The sequence below is a fragment of the Pseudomonas sp. 43mfcvi1.1 genome (assembly GCF_900115935.1).
GTDB lineage: Bacteria > Pseudomonadota > Gammaproteobacteria > Pseudomonadales > Pseudomonadaceae > Aquipseudomonas > Aquipseudomonas bijieensis.
In genome coordinates, this window is record NZ_UETT01000003.1 from 405,798 (window position 1) to 423,316 (window position 17,519).

Sequence of the window (17,519 nt, forward strand, 5' to 3'; positions counted from 1 at the left end):
TCAAGCGCTTTGCTCCAACTGGCGGCCCGCGCCGCGTTTTTTCAAATGAATCAACAACAGGGAAATCGCCGCCGGCGTGACGCCGGGAATGCGCGAAGCCTGGCCCAGGGTCTCTGGACGGGTCGCACCGAGCTTGCTCTGGATTTCTTTCGACAGCCCGGAAATGCCGGTGTAGTCGATATCCACAGGCAGCCTGGTGTCTTCACTGGCGCGCAGACGGGCGATTTCGTCCTGTTGGCGGTCAATGTAACCGGCGTATTTGGTCTTGATCTCAACCTGTTCGGCCACCTGTGGATCGTCCGCGCCCTGGCCAGTCACTTCCACCAGCCCGGCGTAGTCGATTTCCGGACGGCTCAAGAGGTTGAGCAGGTTGTATTCATGGGTCAGTGGCGTGCCGAATTTCGCCGCAATGGCATCACCTTGCTCGGTGCCGGGACGAACCCAAGTGCTTTTCAGGCGCTGCTCTTCCAGCTCGATACTCTCGCGTTTCTTGCAGAACGCGGCCCAGCGCACGTCGTCCACCAACCCCAACTCACGACCTTTCTCGGTCAGGCGCAGGTCGGCGTTGTCTTCACGCAGAATCAGGCGATATTCGGCACGGGAGGTGAACATCCGATACGGCTCCTGGGTACCCAGGGTAATCAGGTCGTCCACCAGCACCCCGATGTACGCTTCATCGCGGCGTGGGCACCAGCTGTCTTTGCCCTGGGCGCGCAGCGCTGCGTTGGCACCGGCCAACAGCCCTTGGGCACCGGCCTCTTCGTAACCGGTGGTGCCGTTGATCTGCCCGGCGAAGAACAGACCGCCGATAGTTTTGGTTTCCAGGCTGTACTTCAAATCGCGCGGATCGAAGTAGTCGTACTCGATCGCATAACCCGGACGCACGATGTGCGCGTTCTCCATGCCCCGGATCGATTGCACGATCTGCAATTGCACGTCGAACGGCAGACTTGTGGATATCCCGTTCGGATACAGCTCATGGGTGGTCAAACCTTCCGGTTCGATGAACACCTGGTGGCTTTCCTTGTCGGCAAAGCGATGGATCTTGTCTTCGATCGACGGGCAATAGCGCGGACCGACACCTTCGATTTCACCGGCAGCGGAATACATCGGCGAACGATCGAGGTTCGCCGCGATGATTTCGTGGGTGCGGGCGTTGGTGTGGGTGATCCAGCAACTGACTTGCCGTGGATGCTGTTCCTTGTTGCCCATGAACGACATCACCGGGATCGGCGTGTCGCCAGGCTGCTCGGTCATCACCGAGAAATCCACGGACTTGCCGTCGATGCGAGGTGGTGTACCGGTTTTCAGGCGCCCGACACGCAATGGCAACTCACGCAGACGGTGAGCCAGAGCAATCGACGGCGGATCACCGGCGCGACCGCCAGAAAAATTCTGCAAACCGATGTGGATAAGTCCGCCGAGGAAGGTCCCGGTAGTCAACACCACGGAGTCGGCGAAGAAACGCAGGCCCATTTGCGTGACGACACCGCGCACCTGGTCCTGCTCGACGATCAAGTCATCGGCCGCTTGTTGAAATATCCACAGGTTCGGCTGGTTTTCCAGGATTTCACGGACAGCAGCCTTGTACAGGACTCGGTCGGCCTGGGCGCGAGTAGCGCGCACGGCGGGGCCTTTGCGGCTGTTCAACACGCGAAACTGGATACCACCTTTATCGGTGGCCATGGCCATCGCACCGCCAAGGGCATCGATTTCCTTGACCAGGTGGCTTTTGCCGATCCCACCAATGGCAGGGTTGCAGCTCATGGCGCCAAGGGTTTCCACGTTATGCGTCAGCAACAGGGTCTTTGCCCCCATGCGTGCTGATGCAAGTGCTGCCTCGGTACCGGCATGACCGCCGCCGATGACGATCACTTCAAAACGGGAAGGGAAATCCACCACGCACCTCGTGCCTGCTTTATTCAGGTAATTCGGAATAGGTTTTGAGTCTGGCCCTGGGCGTTTTTCGAACCAGGTCGGCAAGTATAGGGACTTCGCCCTTTCTAAAGAACCCTTTGCACAAAATTTAACCAGCTGTGGAGAACTCGCGGTTAAAAAAATAAAAAAGAAAGAAATTTATAGAATCTTTGTTTTTATGTTTATTCTTACTGAGCTCACTATCTGTGGATAAGGTCTTATAAGCCTTTATTTTCAATGTGTACAAAGATTCAAAACCCTGTGGTCATGTGACATTGAGGGGCTTGGATAACCGGTGTAAGCCTGTGGATGAATGGGCCTGTTATCCACAGAGGCGCTTATCTTCAGTTTTGAAGGGGGGTTATCAACCGACCTCAGTGGCAGTTATTCACAGGGCTTAATCCACAGAAAGCCGCCGTGATGGGCAGGCCGGTGCCCACAGGCAAGCCGCCATCAAGGGCAATCGTTCTAAAAAAGGAGAAGGAGCGACCGGGTTTGCGTTGGACTCGATAGGCTTCGAGGACAAACCCGGTTTGAAAGGTGGGGCTATTTACCGATGCAGAAGCTGGAAAAGATCCGCCCCAACAAGTCATCGGAACTGAAGGCGCCGGTAATTTCCCCAAGGGAGTGTTGTGCCTGGCGAAGGTCTTCGGCCAACAACTCTCCTGCCCCCGCCAAGGTCAACTGCGCGCGCCCGTGTTCCAGGGCGGCGCTGGCGTGGCGCAAGGCTTCAAGATGCCGCCGGCGGGCGCTGAAGCTGCTTTCCGATGTCTGCTCATAGCCCATGCACGCCTTGAGGTGCTCGCGCAGCAGTTCCAGGCCCTCGCCCGCCGATTTCGCGCTCAGGCTGATGGTCACATGGCCGTCGTTGCTGACCTCGAGAACAATCGCTTCCCCGGTCAGGTCGGCCTTGTTGCGAATCAACGTGACCTTTGCCGGATCCGGGCGGACTTTGAGGAATTCAGGCCATAAGGCAAATGGATCGTCCGCTTCCGGCGCGGTGGCGTCCACCACCAGCAATACCCGGTCGGCTTCACCAATGGCCTTCAGCGCCCGTTCAACGCCGATTTTTTCCACCTTGTCCTCGGTGTCGCGCAAACCTGCGGTATCCACAACGTGCAGTGGCATGCCATCAATGTGGATATGTTCACGCAGAATGTCCCGGGTGGTGCCGGCGATCTCGGTGACAATTGCTGCCTCGCGACCGGCCAGGGCGTTCAGCAGGCTGGATTTGCCAGCATTGGGCCGTCCGGCGATCACCACAGTCATCCCATCGCGCAACAAGGCGCCTTGCCCGGCTTCACGAAGCACTGTGGATAACTCATCGCGTACCTTATCGAGCAAGCTCAGCACGTGGCCATCGGCGAGGAAGTCGATCTCCTCCTCCGGGAAGTCGATGGCCGCCTCGACGTAGATCCGCAGGCCGATCAATTGTTCGGTGAGGTTATGCACACGCTGGGAAAACGCTCCTTGCAGGGAACGCAATGCGTTGCGGGCAGCCTGTGCAGAACTGGCTTCGATCAGATCGGCAATCGCCTCGGCCTGGGCCAGGTCGAGCTTGTCGTTGAGAAATGCCCGTTCGCTGAACTCCCCCGGCCGGGCCAGGCGACAGCCCAGTTCAAGGCAGCGCTTGAGCAGCATGTCCAGCACGATGGGCCCGCCGTGTCCTTGCAGTTCCAGCACATCTTCGCCGGTAAACGAATTCGGTCCCGGGAAATACAACGCCAGCCCTTCGTCGAGCACCTGCTGGTCATCACTGAAAAACGGGCCGTAATGCGCAAACCGCGGCTTGAGTTCACGACCGCTGATAGCCTTGGCCGCGACACTGGCCAAGGACCCCGAAATACGGACGATGCCGACACCGCCGCGACCTTGGGCGGTGGCAACAGCGGCGATGGTTTCACGCGGTGCGCTCATAAACCGGTATCCAGACAAAAGTGGCAGATAGCAAAACGCCCCACTAGGGGGCGTTTTGTGTGGTTATCCACAGAGCAAGTTACGCCTCGGCTTTTTTCGTAGCCGCTTCGATCTTACGCGTGATGTACCACTGCTGAGTAATGGACAGCACGTTGTTCACAACCCAGTACAGCACAAGACCTGCCGGGAACCACAGGAAGAAGAAGGTGAAGATGATTGGCATCATTTTCATGACCTTCGCCTGCATCGGGTCCGGAGGCGTTGGGTTCAACTGCTGCTGGATGAACATGGTCGCGCCCATGATGATCGGCAGGATGAAGAACGGATCCTTGATCGACAGGTCGGTAATCCACAGCATGAACGGTGCCTGACGCATCTCCACGCTTTCCAGCAGAACCCAGTACAGCGACAGGAACACCGGCATCTGCACAAGAATCGGCAAGCATCCACCCAGCGGGTTGATCTTCTCTTTCTTGTACAACTCCATCATGGCCTGGGACATTTTCTGCCGGTCATCGCCATGTTGTTCTTTCAGGGCAGCCAGTTTCGGGGCCACTGCTCGCATGCGCGCCATGGATTTGTAGCTGGCGGCCGACAATGGGAAGAAGATCCCCTTGATCAGCATGGTCAGGAAAATGATCGACCAGCCCCAGTTACCGACAATGCTGTGGATATGTTGCAGCAACCAGAAGATCGGCTGGGCAATGAACCACAGGAAACCGTAGTCCACAGTCAGTTCCAGGCCTGGGGACAACTCTTTCAGCACCGCCTGGCTTTTCGGACCGGCATACAGAATGGCGCTGGTTTCGGCTTTCGCACCTGGCGCGGCAGTCAATGTCGGGCCGGTGTAACCGATGATGAAGTTGCCTTTGCTGTCTTTACGCGTCTGGACGACGTTGCTTTCGCCCTTCTGCGGGATCCAGGCTGTTACAAAATAGTGCTGCAGCCAGGCAACCCAGCCACCTTGGACGGTTTCCTTGAGCTGGCCCTTGTCCATGTCCTTCATGGACACTTTCTTGTACGGTTCCGAACTTGTCCACAGGGCAGCGCCCAGGTAAGTCGCGGTACCGGTGGCGGTGCTGGAGGACGGATCGTCGCTGGCGTCACGCTTGAGTTGCGCGAACATCGCGCCAGACCAAGGCTGGGCGCTCTGGTTGTCGATCAGGTAGGAGACGGTTACGTCATACAGGCCACGTTTCAAGGTGAAACGCTTGATGTAGTTGACGCCATCCTTGCTGAACTTCAGGTCCACGACCAGTTGGTCCTGACCGTCAGCCAGTTGATAAGCCTTCTTCTCGGCGGAGTAGACCGGGCGACCGGCCGGGTTCGAATCCGGGCCATTGGTACCGATCAGGCCACTTTGGGCCAGGTAGGTCCGCTCGTTACCGTTGTCGAACAACTGGAACGGGATTTCCGGATGATCCTGGCGACGTGGGTACAGCGGCAGCTTCAGCTGGGCGACATCACCACCTTGTGGATCGATTGCCAGCTCGAGCACGTCCGTCTTGATCTGGATGAGATCTTTGCTTACGGCCACTGGGGCTTCGGCAGGAGCGCTGGTATCGCTTGCCGCGCGCGGGATGTCGTCATTGTTGGCGGCGTTGTTGCCAACAGGGGCATCCGGCAGGCTCGGTGCGGTATTGCTGGCTGCAACATTCTGAGTCGGCAAGGCAGCCTGGCCATAGTCCTGGTTCCATTTAAGGACCATGACGTAGGACACGATTGCCAGGGCGACGATCAGGATCGTGCGTTTGATATCCATGATTACTCGGCCATCGAAGAAGAACGGGAGGTAGGGATAGGCGGAACCGGGTCATAACCGCCGGGATTCCACGGATGACAGCGACCTAAACGACGAAAGGTCAGCCAGCCACCGCGCAGTAGGCCATGATTTTCTATGGCTTCGTACGCGTAGCAGGAACAACTGGGGTAGAAACGACAGTGACTGGCCATCAAAGGACTAATGGCATAGCGGTAAAACTGGATCGGAACGAGTGCCAGTTTACGCATCGGGACTGTCTACCCCTACAGTTTCGGTGTTGACTGCTGGTACTGGCTTGTTGCGTGCCAGACGCTTCCAGAGCTTGCCGAAATGCTGAATCAATTCGGGGTTTTCTACGTCACCCAAACCTTTGCGCGCGACGATAACAATGTCCCATCCAACCAGTGAATCCTGGTTCAGGCGAAACGATTCGCGCATCAGACGTTTGAGGCGATTGCGCTGAACGGAGAGCTTGACGCTCTTTTTCCCAATAACCAGCCCTAGTCGGGGGTGATCGAGATCGTTGCTGCGCGCAAGGAGCAGGAGATTTTTCCCCGGAACCTTGCCGGTAGGGGAGTCAAAGACTGCCTTGAAATGCCGGGGTGTAAGCAGACGCTTTTCCCGACTGAAGTCCTGACTCACCTCCAGTGCCGGATTATCAAACTGCCAGACGCGCACGACCTTTGGCGCGACGACGCGACAGGACGGCACGACCGTTCTTGGTAGCCATGCGAGCACGGAAACCGTGGGTACGAGCGCGTTTGATAGTGCTTGGTTGGAAAGTACGTTTCATGTCGTGTTACCTGGTTCGTCCACAACGGGCCGGAATGGCCCCCGTTTTAAGAGACCGGGGATTCTAGAGAAAGCAAGCCTCTAGGTCAATTTCCAACCAGCGTTTCCTTTAAATAGATATCCAGCTGCTTGGGCGGATTCATCACACCACGCTAGATATAGAAATAAAGAAGGGAATTATTTAAAGCTTTTCTGTAAAGCTTATAAAAGCAAGGCCGGCACCTAGCTGTGGATAACCATTCCTAGACCTTGTAATCCGCCATGTACAGGGAATGACAACTACAGGGGAAAACGGTGGCAAGCCTGTGCTGTACTGTCGGATAAGCTGTGCGTGGAATGGTCAGTTATCCACAGGGCGGTTATCCACCGACTTTCGCCCCCACTTGTGCAATGCCCTCAGGGTCGGTTATCCACAGAGCTTATCCACCGACCGCCTGTCGTCTTTTTCTGAGTTAAAGCATTGATAAATCATGCGCGATGGGCAACCTGCATGTGGATAAGTGGACGCCTGCTCGCTACAATGGCCGCTTGTTTTTGCCTCACCGGCTTTCAACTTAGGGGATATCCGTGTCAGTGGAACTTTGGCAGCAGTGCGTGGAGCTTTTGCGCGAGGAGCTGCCTGCCCAACAATTCAACACTTGGATCCGTCCACTACAGGTCGAAGCCGAAGGCGACGAGTTGCGTGTCTATGCACCGAACCGTTTCGTTCTCGACTGGGTCAACGAAAAGTACCTGGGCCGGGTCATGGAACTGCTCGACGAGCATGGCAATGGCATGGCGCCTGCGCTGTCCTTATTAATAGGCAGCAAGCGCAGCTCGGCACCACGCGCCGCACCCAATGCGCCACTGGCAGCCGCCGCGTCACAGGCCCAGCAAGCGGCCACGGCACCGGTTAACAACCATGCTGCCCCGGCGCCCGCGCCTGCCCCGAGCAAACGCAACGCACAAAAGGTCGCCGAGGTCAGCGAAGAGCCCTCCCGGGACAGCTTCGACCCGATGGCCGGTGCCAGTTCCCAGCAGGCGCCGGTGCGTGCCGAACAACGTACCGTCCAGGTTGAAGGTGCGCTCAAGCACACCAGCTACCTGAACCGGACCTTTACCTTCGAGAATTTCGTCGAGGGTAAATCCAATCAGCTGGCCCGCGCGGCCGCCTGGCAGGTCGCAGACAACCCCAAGCACGGCTACAACCCGCTCTTCCTTTATGGCGGCGTAGGTCTGGGTAAGACCCACTTGATGCACGCAGTGGGCAACCACCTATTAAAGAAGAACCCGAATGCCAAGGTCGTGTACCTGCATTCCGAGCGTTTCGTGGCCGACATGGTCAAGGCGCTGCAACTGAACGCGATCAATGAGTTCAAGCGTTTCTACCGTTCGGTGGACGCCTTGCTGATCGACGATATTCAGTTCTTCGCCCGCAAGGAACGTTCCCAGGAAGAGTTTTTCCACACCTTCAACGCGTTGCTTGAAGGCGGACAGCAGGTCATTCTCACCAGTGACCGCTACCCGAAAGAGATCGAAGGTCTCGAAGAACGCCTCAAGTCTCGTTTCGGCTGGGGCCTGACGGTGGCCGTCGAGCCACCGGAGCTGGAAACCCGGGTTGCGATCCTGATGAAGAAAGCCGACCAGGCCAAGGTCGAGCTGCCTCACGATGCGGCATTCTTCATTGCTCAGCGTATTCGCTCGAACGTGCGTGAACTCGAAGGTGCCCTCAAGCGGGTGATCGCTCACTCGCACTTCATGGGCCGCGACATCACCATCGAGCTGATTCGCGAATCCTTGAAGGACCTGTTGGCGCTTCAGGACAAATTGGTTTCTGTGGATAACATTCAGCGAACTGTTGCTGAATACTACAAGATCAAGATTTCCGACTTGCTGTCCAAGCGTCGTTCGCGTTCGGTGGCGCGTCCGCGCCAGGTGGCCATGGCCCTGTCCAAGGAACTGACCAACCACAGCCTGCCGGAGATCGGCGATGTGTTTGGCGGACGCGACCACACCACCGTGCTGCACGCTTGCCGCAAGATCAACGAACTTAAGGAATCCGACGCGGACATCCGCGAGGACTACAAGAACCTGCTGCGTACACTGACCACTTGATGACCACCAGCGCAGCTTATTAAGGCAAGGGACTAGACCATGCATTTCACCATTCAACGCGAAGCCCTGTTGAAACCCCTGCAACTGGTCGCAGGCGTCGTCGAACGCCGCCAGACCTTGCCGGTACTTTCCAACGTGCTGCTGGTTGTCGAAGGCCAGCAATTGTCGCTGACCGGTACCGACCTGGAAGTCGAGCTGGTCGGTCGTGTGCAACTTGAAGAACCGGCCGATCCGGGTTCCATCACCGTGCCGGCGCGCAAGCTGATGGACATCTGCAAGAGCCTGCCCAACGACGCGCTGATCGACATCAAGGTCGATGAGCAGAAGCTCGTGGTCAAGGCCGGCCGCAGCCGTTTCACCTTGTCCACACTGCCCGCCAACGATTTCCCGACTGTGGAAGAAGGCCCGGGTTCGCTGACCTGCAGCCTGGACCAGAGCAAACTGCGTCGCCTGATCGAACGCACCAGCTTCGCCATGGCCCAGCAGGACGTGCGTTATTACCTCAACGGCATGCTCCTTGAAGTGTCCGCCGGGGTCATCCGCGCCGTCGCCACCGACGGGCATCGCCTGGCCATGTGCTCGATGCAGGCCGATATCGGTCAGCCGGATCGCCACCAGGTGATCGTGCCGCGTAAAGGCATCCTGGAGCTGGCCCGCCTGCTGACCGAGCCGGACGGCAACGTCAGTATCGTGCTGGGCCAGCACCACATTCGCGCCACCACTGGCGAGTTCACCTTCACTTCGAAACTGGTGGACGGCAAATTCCCCGACTACGAGCGTGTGCTGCCAAAAGGTGGCGACAAGCTGGTACTGGGCGATCGCCAGGCACTGCGCGAAGCCTTCAGCCGCACTGCGATCCTCTCCAACGAGAAGTACCGTGGCATCCGCCTGCAACTGGCCAATGGTCAGCTGAAAATCCAGGCGAACAACCCGGAGCAGGAAGAGGCGGAGGAAGAAGTGGGTGTGGAATACACCGGCGGCTCCCTGGAAATCGGCTTCAACGTCAGTTACCTGCTCGACGTGTTGGGCGTGATGACCACCGAGCAAGTACGTCTGATCCTGTCTGACTCCAACAGCAGCGCACTGGTGCAGGAGTCCGATAACGACGATTCGGCTTACGTTGTCATGCCGATGCGTCTGTAATCCTGGCCACTAGATGTCCTTAAGTCGCGTCTCGGTCACCGCGGTGCGCAATCTGCACCCGGTGACCTTCTCCCCTTCCCCCCGCATCAATATCCTTTACGGCGCCAACGGCAGCGGCAAAACCAGCGTCCTGGAAGCCGTGCACCTGCTCGGGCTTGCCCGTTCGTTTCGCAGCACCCGCCTGTTACCGGTCATCCAGTACGATCAACTGGCGTGCACGGTGTTTGGGCAGGTGGAGCTGGCCGAAGGCGGCCACAGCGCCCTGGGGATATCACGGGACCGGCAAGGTGAGTTCCAGATTCGCATCGATGGGCAGAACGCGCGCAGCGCTGCGCAGTTGGCCGAGATCCTGCCGTTGCAGTTGATCAACCCGGACAGCTTCCGCCTGCTGGAGGGCGCGCCGAAGATTCGTCGGCAATTTCTCGATTGGGGCGTGTTTCACGTAGAGCCGCGTTTCATGACCACTTGGCAGCGTCTGCAGAAGGCGCTGCGCCAGCGAAACTCTTGGCTGCGACATGGTACACTTGACGCCGTTTCGCAAGCGGTTTGGGACAGGGAACTGTGCCAGGCCAGCGCTGAAATCGATGAATACCGCCGCGCTTACATCAAAGCCTTGAAACCGGTCTTCGAGCAGACCTTGAGCGAACTGGTTGAGCTTGAGGGCCTGACGCTCAGCTATTACCGAGGCTGGGACAAGGACCGGGAATTGAGCACCGTACTGGCCGGCTCGCTGCAGCGGGACCAGCAGATGGGCCATACCCAGGCTGGACCACAACGCGCTGACTTGCGCCTCAGATTGGGCGCCCATAACGCCGCGGACATCTTGTCCCGGGGGCAGCAGAAGTTGGTGGTGTGTGCCTTGCGCATAGCCCAGGGGCATCTGGTCAGCCAGGCCCGTCGCGGTCAGTGTATTTATCTGGTGGATGACTTGCCGTCCGAGCTGGACGAAGCCCACCGTCGCGCGCTTTGCCGCTTGTTGGAAGACTTACGCTGCCAGGTGTTCATCACCTGTGTAGACCACGAATTATTGAGGGAAGGCTGGCAGACGGAAACGCCAGTCGCTCTGTTCCACGTGGAACAGGGCCGTATCACCCAGACCCACGACCATCGGGAGTGAAGGCATTGAGCGAAGAAAATACGTACGACTCAACGAGCATTAAAGTGCTGAAAGGCCTGGATGCCGTACGCAAACGTCCCGGTATGTACATTGGTGACACCGACGATGGCAGCGGTCTGCACCACATGGTGTTCGAGGTGGTCGACAACTCCATCGACGAAGCCCTCGCCGGCCACTGCGACGACATCAGCATCATCATCCACCCGGATGAGTCCATCACCGTTCGCGACAACGGCCGTGGCATCCCGGTAGACGTGCACAAAGAGGAAGGCGTTTCCGCCGCCGAGGTCATCATGACCGTCCTCCACGCCGGCGGTAAGTTCGACGATAACTCCTACAAGGTCTCCGGCGGTCTGCACGGTGTAGGTGTATCGGTGGTGAACGCGCTGTCCGAAGAACTGGTCCTGACCGTCCGCCGCAGCGGCAAGATCTGGGAACAGACTTACATTCACGGCGTGCCCCAGGCACCGATGGCTATCGTTGGCGACAGCGAAACCACCGGCACCCAGATTCACTTCAAGGCTTCCAGCGAAACCTTCAAGAACATCCACTTCAGCTGGGACATCCTGGCCAAGCGGATTCGTGAACTGTCCTTCCTCAACTCCGGTGTCGGCATCGTCCTCAAGGACGAGCGCAGCGGCAAGGAAGAGCTGTTCAAGTACGAGGGTGGCCTGCGCGCGTTCGTTGAGTACCTGAACACCAACAAGACGGCGGTCAACCAGGTGTTCCACTTCAACGTCCAGCGTGAAGACGGCATCGGCGTGGAAATCGCCCTGCAGTGGAACGACAGCTTCAACGAGAACCTGTTGTGCTTCACCAACAACATTCCGCAGCGCGACGGTGGTACTCACCTGGTGGGCTTCCGTTCGGCGCTGACCCGTAACCTGAACAACTACATCGAACAGGAAGGCCTGGCGAAGAAGCATAAAGTCGCCACTACCGGTGACGATGCCCGCGAAGGCCTGACCGCGATCATTTCGGTGAAAGTGCCGGATCCGAAGTTCAGCTCCCAGACCAAGGACAAGCTGGTCTCTTCCGAAGTGAAGACCGCGGTCGAACAGGAAATGGGCAAGTACTTCTCCGACTTCCTGTTGGAAAACCCGAACGAAGCCAAGCTGGTGGTCGGCAAGATGATCGACGCCGCCCGTGCCCGTGAAGCGGCGCGCAAGGCCCGTGAGATGACTCGCCGCAAAGGTGCGCTGGACATCGCCGGCCTGCCGGGCAAACTGGCCGACTGCCAGGAAAAGGACCCTGCCCTGTCCGAACTGTACCTGGTGGAAGGTGACTCTGCTGGCGGTTCCGCCAAGCAGGGTCGTAACCGTCGCACCCAGGCCATCCTGCCGCTCAAGGGCAAGATCCTCAATGTCGAGAAGGCGCGCTTCGACAAGATGATCTCCTCGCAGGAGGTCGGTACGCTGATCACCGCGCTGGGCTGTGGCATCGGCCGCGAAGAGTACAACATCGACAAGCTGCGCTATCACAACATCATCATCATGACCGATGCTGACGTCGACGGTTCGCACATCCGTACCCTGCTGCTGACGTTCTTCTTCCGTCAGTTGCCGGAGCTGATCGAGCGCGGCTACATCTACATCGCCCAACCGCCGCTGTACAAGGTCAAGAAAGGCAAGCAAGAGCAATACATCAAAGACGACGACGCCATGGAAGAGTACATGACGCAGTCGGCCCTGGAAGACGCGAGCCTGCACCTGAACGAAGATGCCCCAGGCATTTCCGGTGAAGCCCTTGAGCGCCTGGTCAACGACTTCCGCCTGGTGATGAAGACCCTCAAGCGCCTGTCGCGCCTGTACCCGCAGGAGCTGACCGAGCACTTCATCTACCTGCCAGCGGTCAGCATGGAACAGTTGTCCGATCACGCGGCGATGCAGGATTGGCTGGCTCAGTACGAAGTTCGCCTGCGCACCGTCGAAAAATCCGGCCTGGTCTACAAAGCCAGCCTGCGCGAAGACCGTGAGCGTAACGTCTGGCTGCCGGAGGTCGAACTGATCTCCCACGGCCTGTCGAACTACGTCACCTTCAACCGCGACTTCTTCGGCAGCAACGACTACAAGACCGTCGTATCCCTTGGCGCGCAACTGAGCACGCTGCTGGACGAAGGCGCCTACATCCAACGGGGCGAACGCAAGAAAGCCGTGACCGAGTTCAAGGAAGCCCTTGAATGGCTGATGGCCGAAAGCACCAAGCGCCACACCATCCAGCGATACAAAGGTCTGGGTGAAATGAACCCGGATCAGCTGTGGGAAACTACCATGGACCCAGGCTCGCGCCGGATGCTGAAAGTCACCATCGAAGACGCCATTGGCGCGGACCAGATCTTCAACACCCTGATGGGTGATGCGGTCGAGCCTCGTCGTGACTTCATCGAGAGCAATGCGTTGGCGGTGTCCAACCTGGATTTCTGATCCTTAAGCGCGCCTCACATCCAAAAAAGCCAACGCTCATGCGTTGGCTTTTTTTTACGCTCAAAAATCGATGCCCACTTTCAGACCCTGTGGTCGAAAATGGGGTAGCTCGGTAACACTTTGGAACAAAGCCTTCCTGCTCAATAGGTTAGGAACTGGACGAGAGCCGCGGATACCGGGGGCTTGCGGTTTTTTGGCGCAAAACTTGCGTGTTAAATAACTTACACATCGTTTTTTTAAATTTACAGAAAACGATGGGACGAGGCGGTACGAATAAATCCAAATACCAAGGGTAGTCTCAATGAGCGGTACGCAAACTTCCAATCATCTGGAGCAAGGGCTCAAGCCCCGTCATGTGACGATGCTATCCATCGCCGGCGTGATCGGCGCTGGCCTTTTCGTTGGCTCCGGCCACGCTATCGCAGCGGCGGGTCCGGCTGTGCTGCTGGCCTACGCCGCCGCGGGTGCCTTGGTGGTGCTGGTGATGCGGATGCTGGGCGAAATGGCAGTGGCGTCGCCGGACACCGGCTCCTTCTCGACTTATGCTGACCGTGCGATTGGGCATTGGGCCGGTTTCACCATCGGCTGGCTTTACTGGTGGTTCTGGGTCCTGGTCATTCCGCTGGAGGCTAACGCCGCCGCAACTATCCTGCACGCCTGGTTCCCGAACGTGGCAATCTGGGCCTTCACCCTGGTCATCACCCTGCTGCTGACGGTCACTAACCTGTTCAGCGTGAAGAATTACGGGGAATTCGAATTCTGGTTCGCCTTGGTCAAGGTCGTGGCGATCATTGGTTTCATTGGCCTCGGCATCATGGCTATCTTCGACTTGCTGCCTACCAGCCAGGTCAGTGGTGTTTCGCACCTGTTCGACACGCAAGGTTTCTTGCCGAACGGCATGGGCGCAGTGCTGGGCGCGATTCTGACCACTATGTTTTCGTTCATGGGCACTGAGATCGTGACCATCGCGGCGGCCGAATCGAAGAACCCTGGCCAGCAGATTTCCAAGGCAACCAACTCGGTGATCTGGCGGATTGGCTTGTTCTATCTCGTCTCCATTTTCATCGTCGTAGCCCTGGTGCCGTGGAACGATCCGCTGCTGGCCAGCGTGGGTTCCTACCAGACGGTGCTGGAACGCATGGGCATCCCCAACGCCAAGCTGATCGTCGATATCGTGGTTCTGGTAGCGGTTACGAGTTGCCTGAATTCGGCGCTGTATACGGCTTCGCGGATGATGTTCTCGCTGGGCAAACGCGGTGATGCGCCAGCGGTTTCCCAGCGCACCAACAAGAGCGGCACGCCTTACTGGGCCGTGATGTTGTCGACCGGGGCGGCCTTCCTCGCGGTGTTCGCCAACTATGTGGCCCCGGCAGCGGTCTTCGAGTTCCTGTTGGCCAGCTCTGGCGCCATTGCGCTGCTGGTGTACCTGGTCATTGCGATTTCGCAGCTGCGTATGCGCAAACAGCGCATGGCTCGCGGTGAAAAAATCGCCTTCAGCATGTGGCTGTTCCCCGGCCTGACCTATGCGGTGATTGTCTTCATCGTAGGGGCCCTGACCATCATGCTGTTCCAGGAAGCCCATCGTGTGGAGATCCTGGCGACGGGGCTGTTGAGTGTGTTGGTGGTGCTGTCCGGCGTGCTGATACAGCGTCGCCGGATCACAAAGACAGGCAGCTTGGTACAGACCATAGGGTGATCTCCATCTGTGGCGAGGGAGCTTGCTCCCGCTGGGCTGCGTAGCGGCCCCTTTTGATGAGTGCTGCGCACTCAAGCGGGAGCAAGCTCCCTCGCCACGGATGCAACCCTAACTCGCGACAGACGCCTCGCTTCCCGCCGCCACACTCTCCAACCGATACCCATACCCGTAGATCGTCAGCAGTTGCCAACCGCGATCCGCCGTCAGCCCGAGCTTGTTGCGCAGGCGATAAATGTGGGTGTCGAGCGGTCGTGACGAGGTCATTTCCTCGTGGGTCCAGAAACGTTCGTAGAAATACTCCCGGGACAGCGGCCGGCCCAGGTTGGCGAACAGGCATCGGGCCAGGCGATATTCCCGTTCGGTCAGGCTGATGGGAATGCCGGCGCGGGTGATGGTCAGTTCGGCGTCGTCGAACGCCAGGTCGTTGAACACCAGCACGTCGCTGGCGGGCGCGCGTTGCAGGTTGTGGCGGCGCAGCACGGCGGTGACCCGGGCCTTGAGTTCGTTGGGCCTGAAGGGTTTGCTCACATAGTCGTCGGCACCGCCGTTGAGGGCCTGGACGATGTCATGCTCGCCATCGCGGCTGGTCAGCATGATGGCGGCCGGTGGCGAATCCATGTGCTCGCGGGTCCAGCGCAACAATGAAAGGCCGCTGATGTCCGGCAGTTGCCAGTCGAGGATCAACAGGTCGAAAGTTTCCCGGCGCAGTTGTCGCAACAGGTCCTCGCCTCGTTCAAAGCTGTGCAGGGTCCAGGCTTGCTCGCCCCTGCCGGGGATTTGTTGCAATGTCTGTTCTACCCGGCGCAGCTCGGCCGGTTCATCGTCCAGTATGGCGACACGCATGCAATGCGATTCCTTGATCTCGAGAGTAACGGACATCTTCAGGTGGCAATGAAAGGCAGCCAGCGGCTGATTTGTTGTCATTGACCTGTCGCTGGCTGCGACAATACCGGCTCGCGGCACAGAGGGAAAGGCAGCAGCGCGCCACCCATCGAGTCCGCTATAGTCGTGGGCTTTTCCGGCTATGGGCTTGATGCAGGCCTGCGAAGAAATCCCCCAACCCTTGAATTCGGCCAGGATGCCTATGAGTAACCAGCGTCGCCGTGAAAGTCGTGAGCCAACCCAGGTCCAGCGGTTGTTTCGACAGTTGGTGCGAGAGTGGTTGTGGATAAGTCTGCTGCTGTTGCCTCTGACAGCCTTGTTGTCGTTGAGTAGCCAATCAACAGGCAACCGTTCAGGTGCTGCGCTGGTGTCGGTGTGTCTGGTGGCCTGTGTATTGGGTTTGCTGCTGTTGCGCCCGCGCCTGGCCCTGTGGACGACGGTGGGTGGCATGAGCCTGGCCTTGTTGATCAGCGCCGTGCTGGGCGCGCGAGGTTGGTGGTGGTCGCCCATGGCCAGTGTGCTGGGGATTATGTTCGGCTACCTGATCTGGAATTGGCGACGCCTGAGCGTAGTGCTGGCTTATTTTGGCTGGGAGCTGGCCCGCCTGGACGCGGAGCCCAAGGTCTTTCCGGAACGTCGTCGTGCTTCCTACACCGGTAGCGACCGTTTGCAGGGCCAGATCATGGCCCTGGAGCAAGCCATGAGCCGAACCCGCGACACTCGTCGCTTCATTGCCGATGGCCTGGAATACCTGCCCGTGGCGACCATGATCAGCGATCCCCAAGGCAAGCTGTTGCTCGGTAATCGCAAGGCGCGCGAGCTGTTCGGCCATGGCCTGGCGGGCGGCGATGTGCTGGAGCATCTCGGGCAATTGGGCTATCCAGGGTTGGAGCATGGGGCGCATCACCGGTTATCCACATTGCCCTTGGTGGAGTTTCGCGACATTCGCGAGCGCAGCTTGCGCCTGGAACGGGCGGCGCTGTTGCCGGTTGATGGCGATGCGCCGATTGGCTGGTTATTGAGCCTCACTGACCTGAGCGCCGAACGTGAAGCGGAAGAACAGCGCAGCGTCATGCTGCGTTTCCTCTCCCATGATTTGCGCGCCCCGCATTCGGCGATTCTTGCGCTGCTCGATGTGCAGCGGCACCAGGCTGGTGGGGATAATCCGTTGTTCGACCAGATCGAGCGCCAGGTGCGTCGCGCCCTGGACCTGACCGAAGGCTTCGTGCAATTGGCCAAGGCCGAATCCGAGGCGTATCAATTCCAGCCGACGTTGTTCGCCATGTTGGTCCTGGACGTGTTCGACCAGGCACTGCCCACCGCCCAGGCAAAGCGTATCCAGTTGGTCCATGAAATAGAGGATGAAGAGGCGATGGTGAGGGCGGATCAATCGTTGCTGACCCGTGCTCTGTTCAATCTGCTGGAAAATGCCATCAAGTACAGCTCGCCAGACTCCTGCATTTCGCTGCAGGTTCATTGCACGTCGGGCTGGTTGATCTGCAATGTCGCTGACCAAGGCAAGGGCATCGGCGCCGAAGAGTTACCCGAGCTGTTCAGTCAGTACCGACGGTTTTCATCGGCCCAAGGGGTCGATGGAATTGGCTTGGGGCTGTCGATGGTCAAGGCCGTGGTTGACCATCACGAGGGGAAAATCGAGTGCCATAGCGTGGTAGGTAAAGGCACTACGTTTAGCCTGAAATTCCCGTTGCTGGAAGAGTAAAAATTACAGCGTTCGGCGGCTCCTACCAATACGTGTAGAGGCCACCGAAGACTGTG

13 protein-coding genes are annotated in these 17,519 nt (G+C 58.4%); 6 read left to right on the top strand and 7 right to left on the bottom strand.

What is annotated here, in order from left to right; genetic code table 11:
- From mnmG to rpmH, 6 genes are all read right to left on the bottom strand, one after another.
- Positions 1-1,899: a tRNA uridine-5-carboxymethylaminomethyl(34) synthesis enzyme MnmG gene (gene mnmG, locus DTP52_RS07960; protein WP_109752828.1), complete on the bottom strand. Its 1,899-nt coding sequence runs from the start codon at positions 1,897-1,899 to the stop codon at positions 1-3.
- Positions 1,900-2,463: 564 nt separating this feature from the next.
- Entirely contained in the window at positions 2,464-3,834 is a 1,371-nt protein-coding gene (gene mnmE, locus DTP52_RS07970; protein ID WP_109752829.1) for a tRNA uridine-5-carboxymethylaminomethyl(34) synthesis GTPase MnmE, read from the bottom strand.
- 79 nt (positions 3,835-3,913) lie between these two features.
- Positions 3,914-5,596: a membrane protein insertase YidC gene (yidC, locus tag DTP52_RS07975; protein ID WP_109752830.1), complete on the bottom strand. Its 1,683-nt coding sequence runs from the start codon at positions 5,594-5,596 to the stop codon at positions 3,914-3,916.
- Positions 5,597-5,598: 2 nt separating this feature from the next.
- Positions 5,599-5,844 (bottom strand): membrane protein insertion efficiency factor YidD, encoded by a 246-nt coding sequence (gene yidD / locus DTP52_RS07980; protein WP_010465488.1) that lies wholly within the window; start codon positions 5,842-5,844, stop codon positions 5,599-5,601.
- Entirely contained in the window at positions 5,837-6,238 is a 402-nt protein-coding gene (rnpA, locus tag DTP52_RS07985; protein WP_003207107.1) for a ribonuclease P protein component, read from the bottom strand. Before rnpA ends, yidD begins: the two co-directional genes overlap by 8 nt.
- Before the next feature lie 16 nt (positions 6,239-6,254).
- Positions 6,255-6,389 carry a 50S ribosomal protein L34 gene (gene rpmH, locus DTP52_RS07990; RefSeq protein WP_003213577.1) on the bottom strand — a complete coding sequence of 45 codons (135 nt, stop codon included), beginning with the start codon at positions 6,387-6,389 and terminating at the stop codon, positions 6,255-6,257.
- Positions 6,390-6,955: 566 nt separating this feature from the next.
- Between rpmH and dnaA the strand changes: the two genes are divergently transcribed.
- The 5 genes from dnaA to gabP all read left to right on the top strand — a co-directional run bounded on the left by dnaA (position 6,956) and on the right by gabP (position 14,861).
- On the top strand, positions 6,956-8,482 hold the full coding sequence (dnaA, locus tag DTP52_RS07995; RefSeq protein ID WP_109752831.1) for a chromosomal replication initiator protein DnaA: 1,527 nt from the start codon (positions 6,956-6,958) through the stop codon (positions 8,480-8,482).
- A gap of 39 nt (positions 8,483-8,521) precedes the next feature.
- A complete protein-coding gene (gene dnaN / locus DTP52_RS08000; protein WP_109752832.1) occupies positions 8,522-9,625 on the top strand; it encodes a DNA polymerase III subunit beta in 1,104 nt (367 codons plus the stop codon).
- Between the two features lie 13 nt (positions 9,626-9,638).
- Positions 9,639-10,742 carry a DNA replication/repair protein RecF gene (recF, locus tag DTP52_RS08005; protein WP_003196148.1) on the top strand — a complete coding sequence of 368 codons (1,104 nt, stop codon included), beginning with the start codon at positions 9,639-9,641 and terminating at the stop codon, positions 10,740-10,742.
- Positions 10,743-10,747: 5 nt separating this feature from the next.
- Positions 10,748-13,165, top strand: coding sequence for a DNA topoisomerase (ATP-hydrolyzing) subunit B (gene gyrB / locus DTP52_RS08010; protein ID WP_109752963.1), 2,418 nt, complete (start codon positions 10,748-10,750; stop codon positions 13,163-13,165).
- Positions 13,166-13,466: 301 nt separating this feature from the next.
- Complete coding sequence (gabP, locus tag DTP52_RS08015; protein ID WP_109752833.1) at positions 13,467-14,861, top strand: GABA permease; 1,395 nt, start codon at positions 13,467-13,469, stop codon at positions 14,859-14,861.
- Positions 14,862-14,969: 108 nt separating this feature from the next.
- On the opposite strand, the gene DTP52_RS08020 is transcribed toward gabP, so the two are convergent.
- Complete coding sequence (locus DTP52_RS08020) at positions 14,970-15,704, bottom strand: response regulator transcription factor (protein ID WP_109752834.1); 735 nt, start codon at positions 15,702-15,704, stop codon at positions 14,970-14,972.
- Positions 15,705-15,945: 241 nt separating this feature from the next.
- Here DTP52_RS08020 and DTP52_RS08025 point away from each other — a divergent pair, with 241 nt between their 5' ends.
- Entirely contained in the window at positions 15,946-17,463 is a 1,518-nt protein-coding gene (locus DTP52_RS08025) for a PAS domain-containing sensor histidine kinase (RefSeq protein WP_109752835.1), read from the top strand.
- Positions 17,464-17,519: the final 56 nt, after the last annotated feature.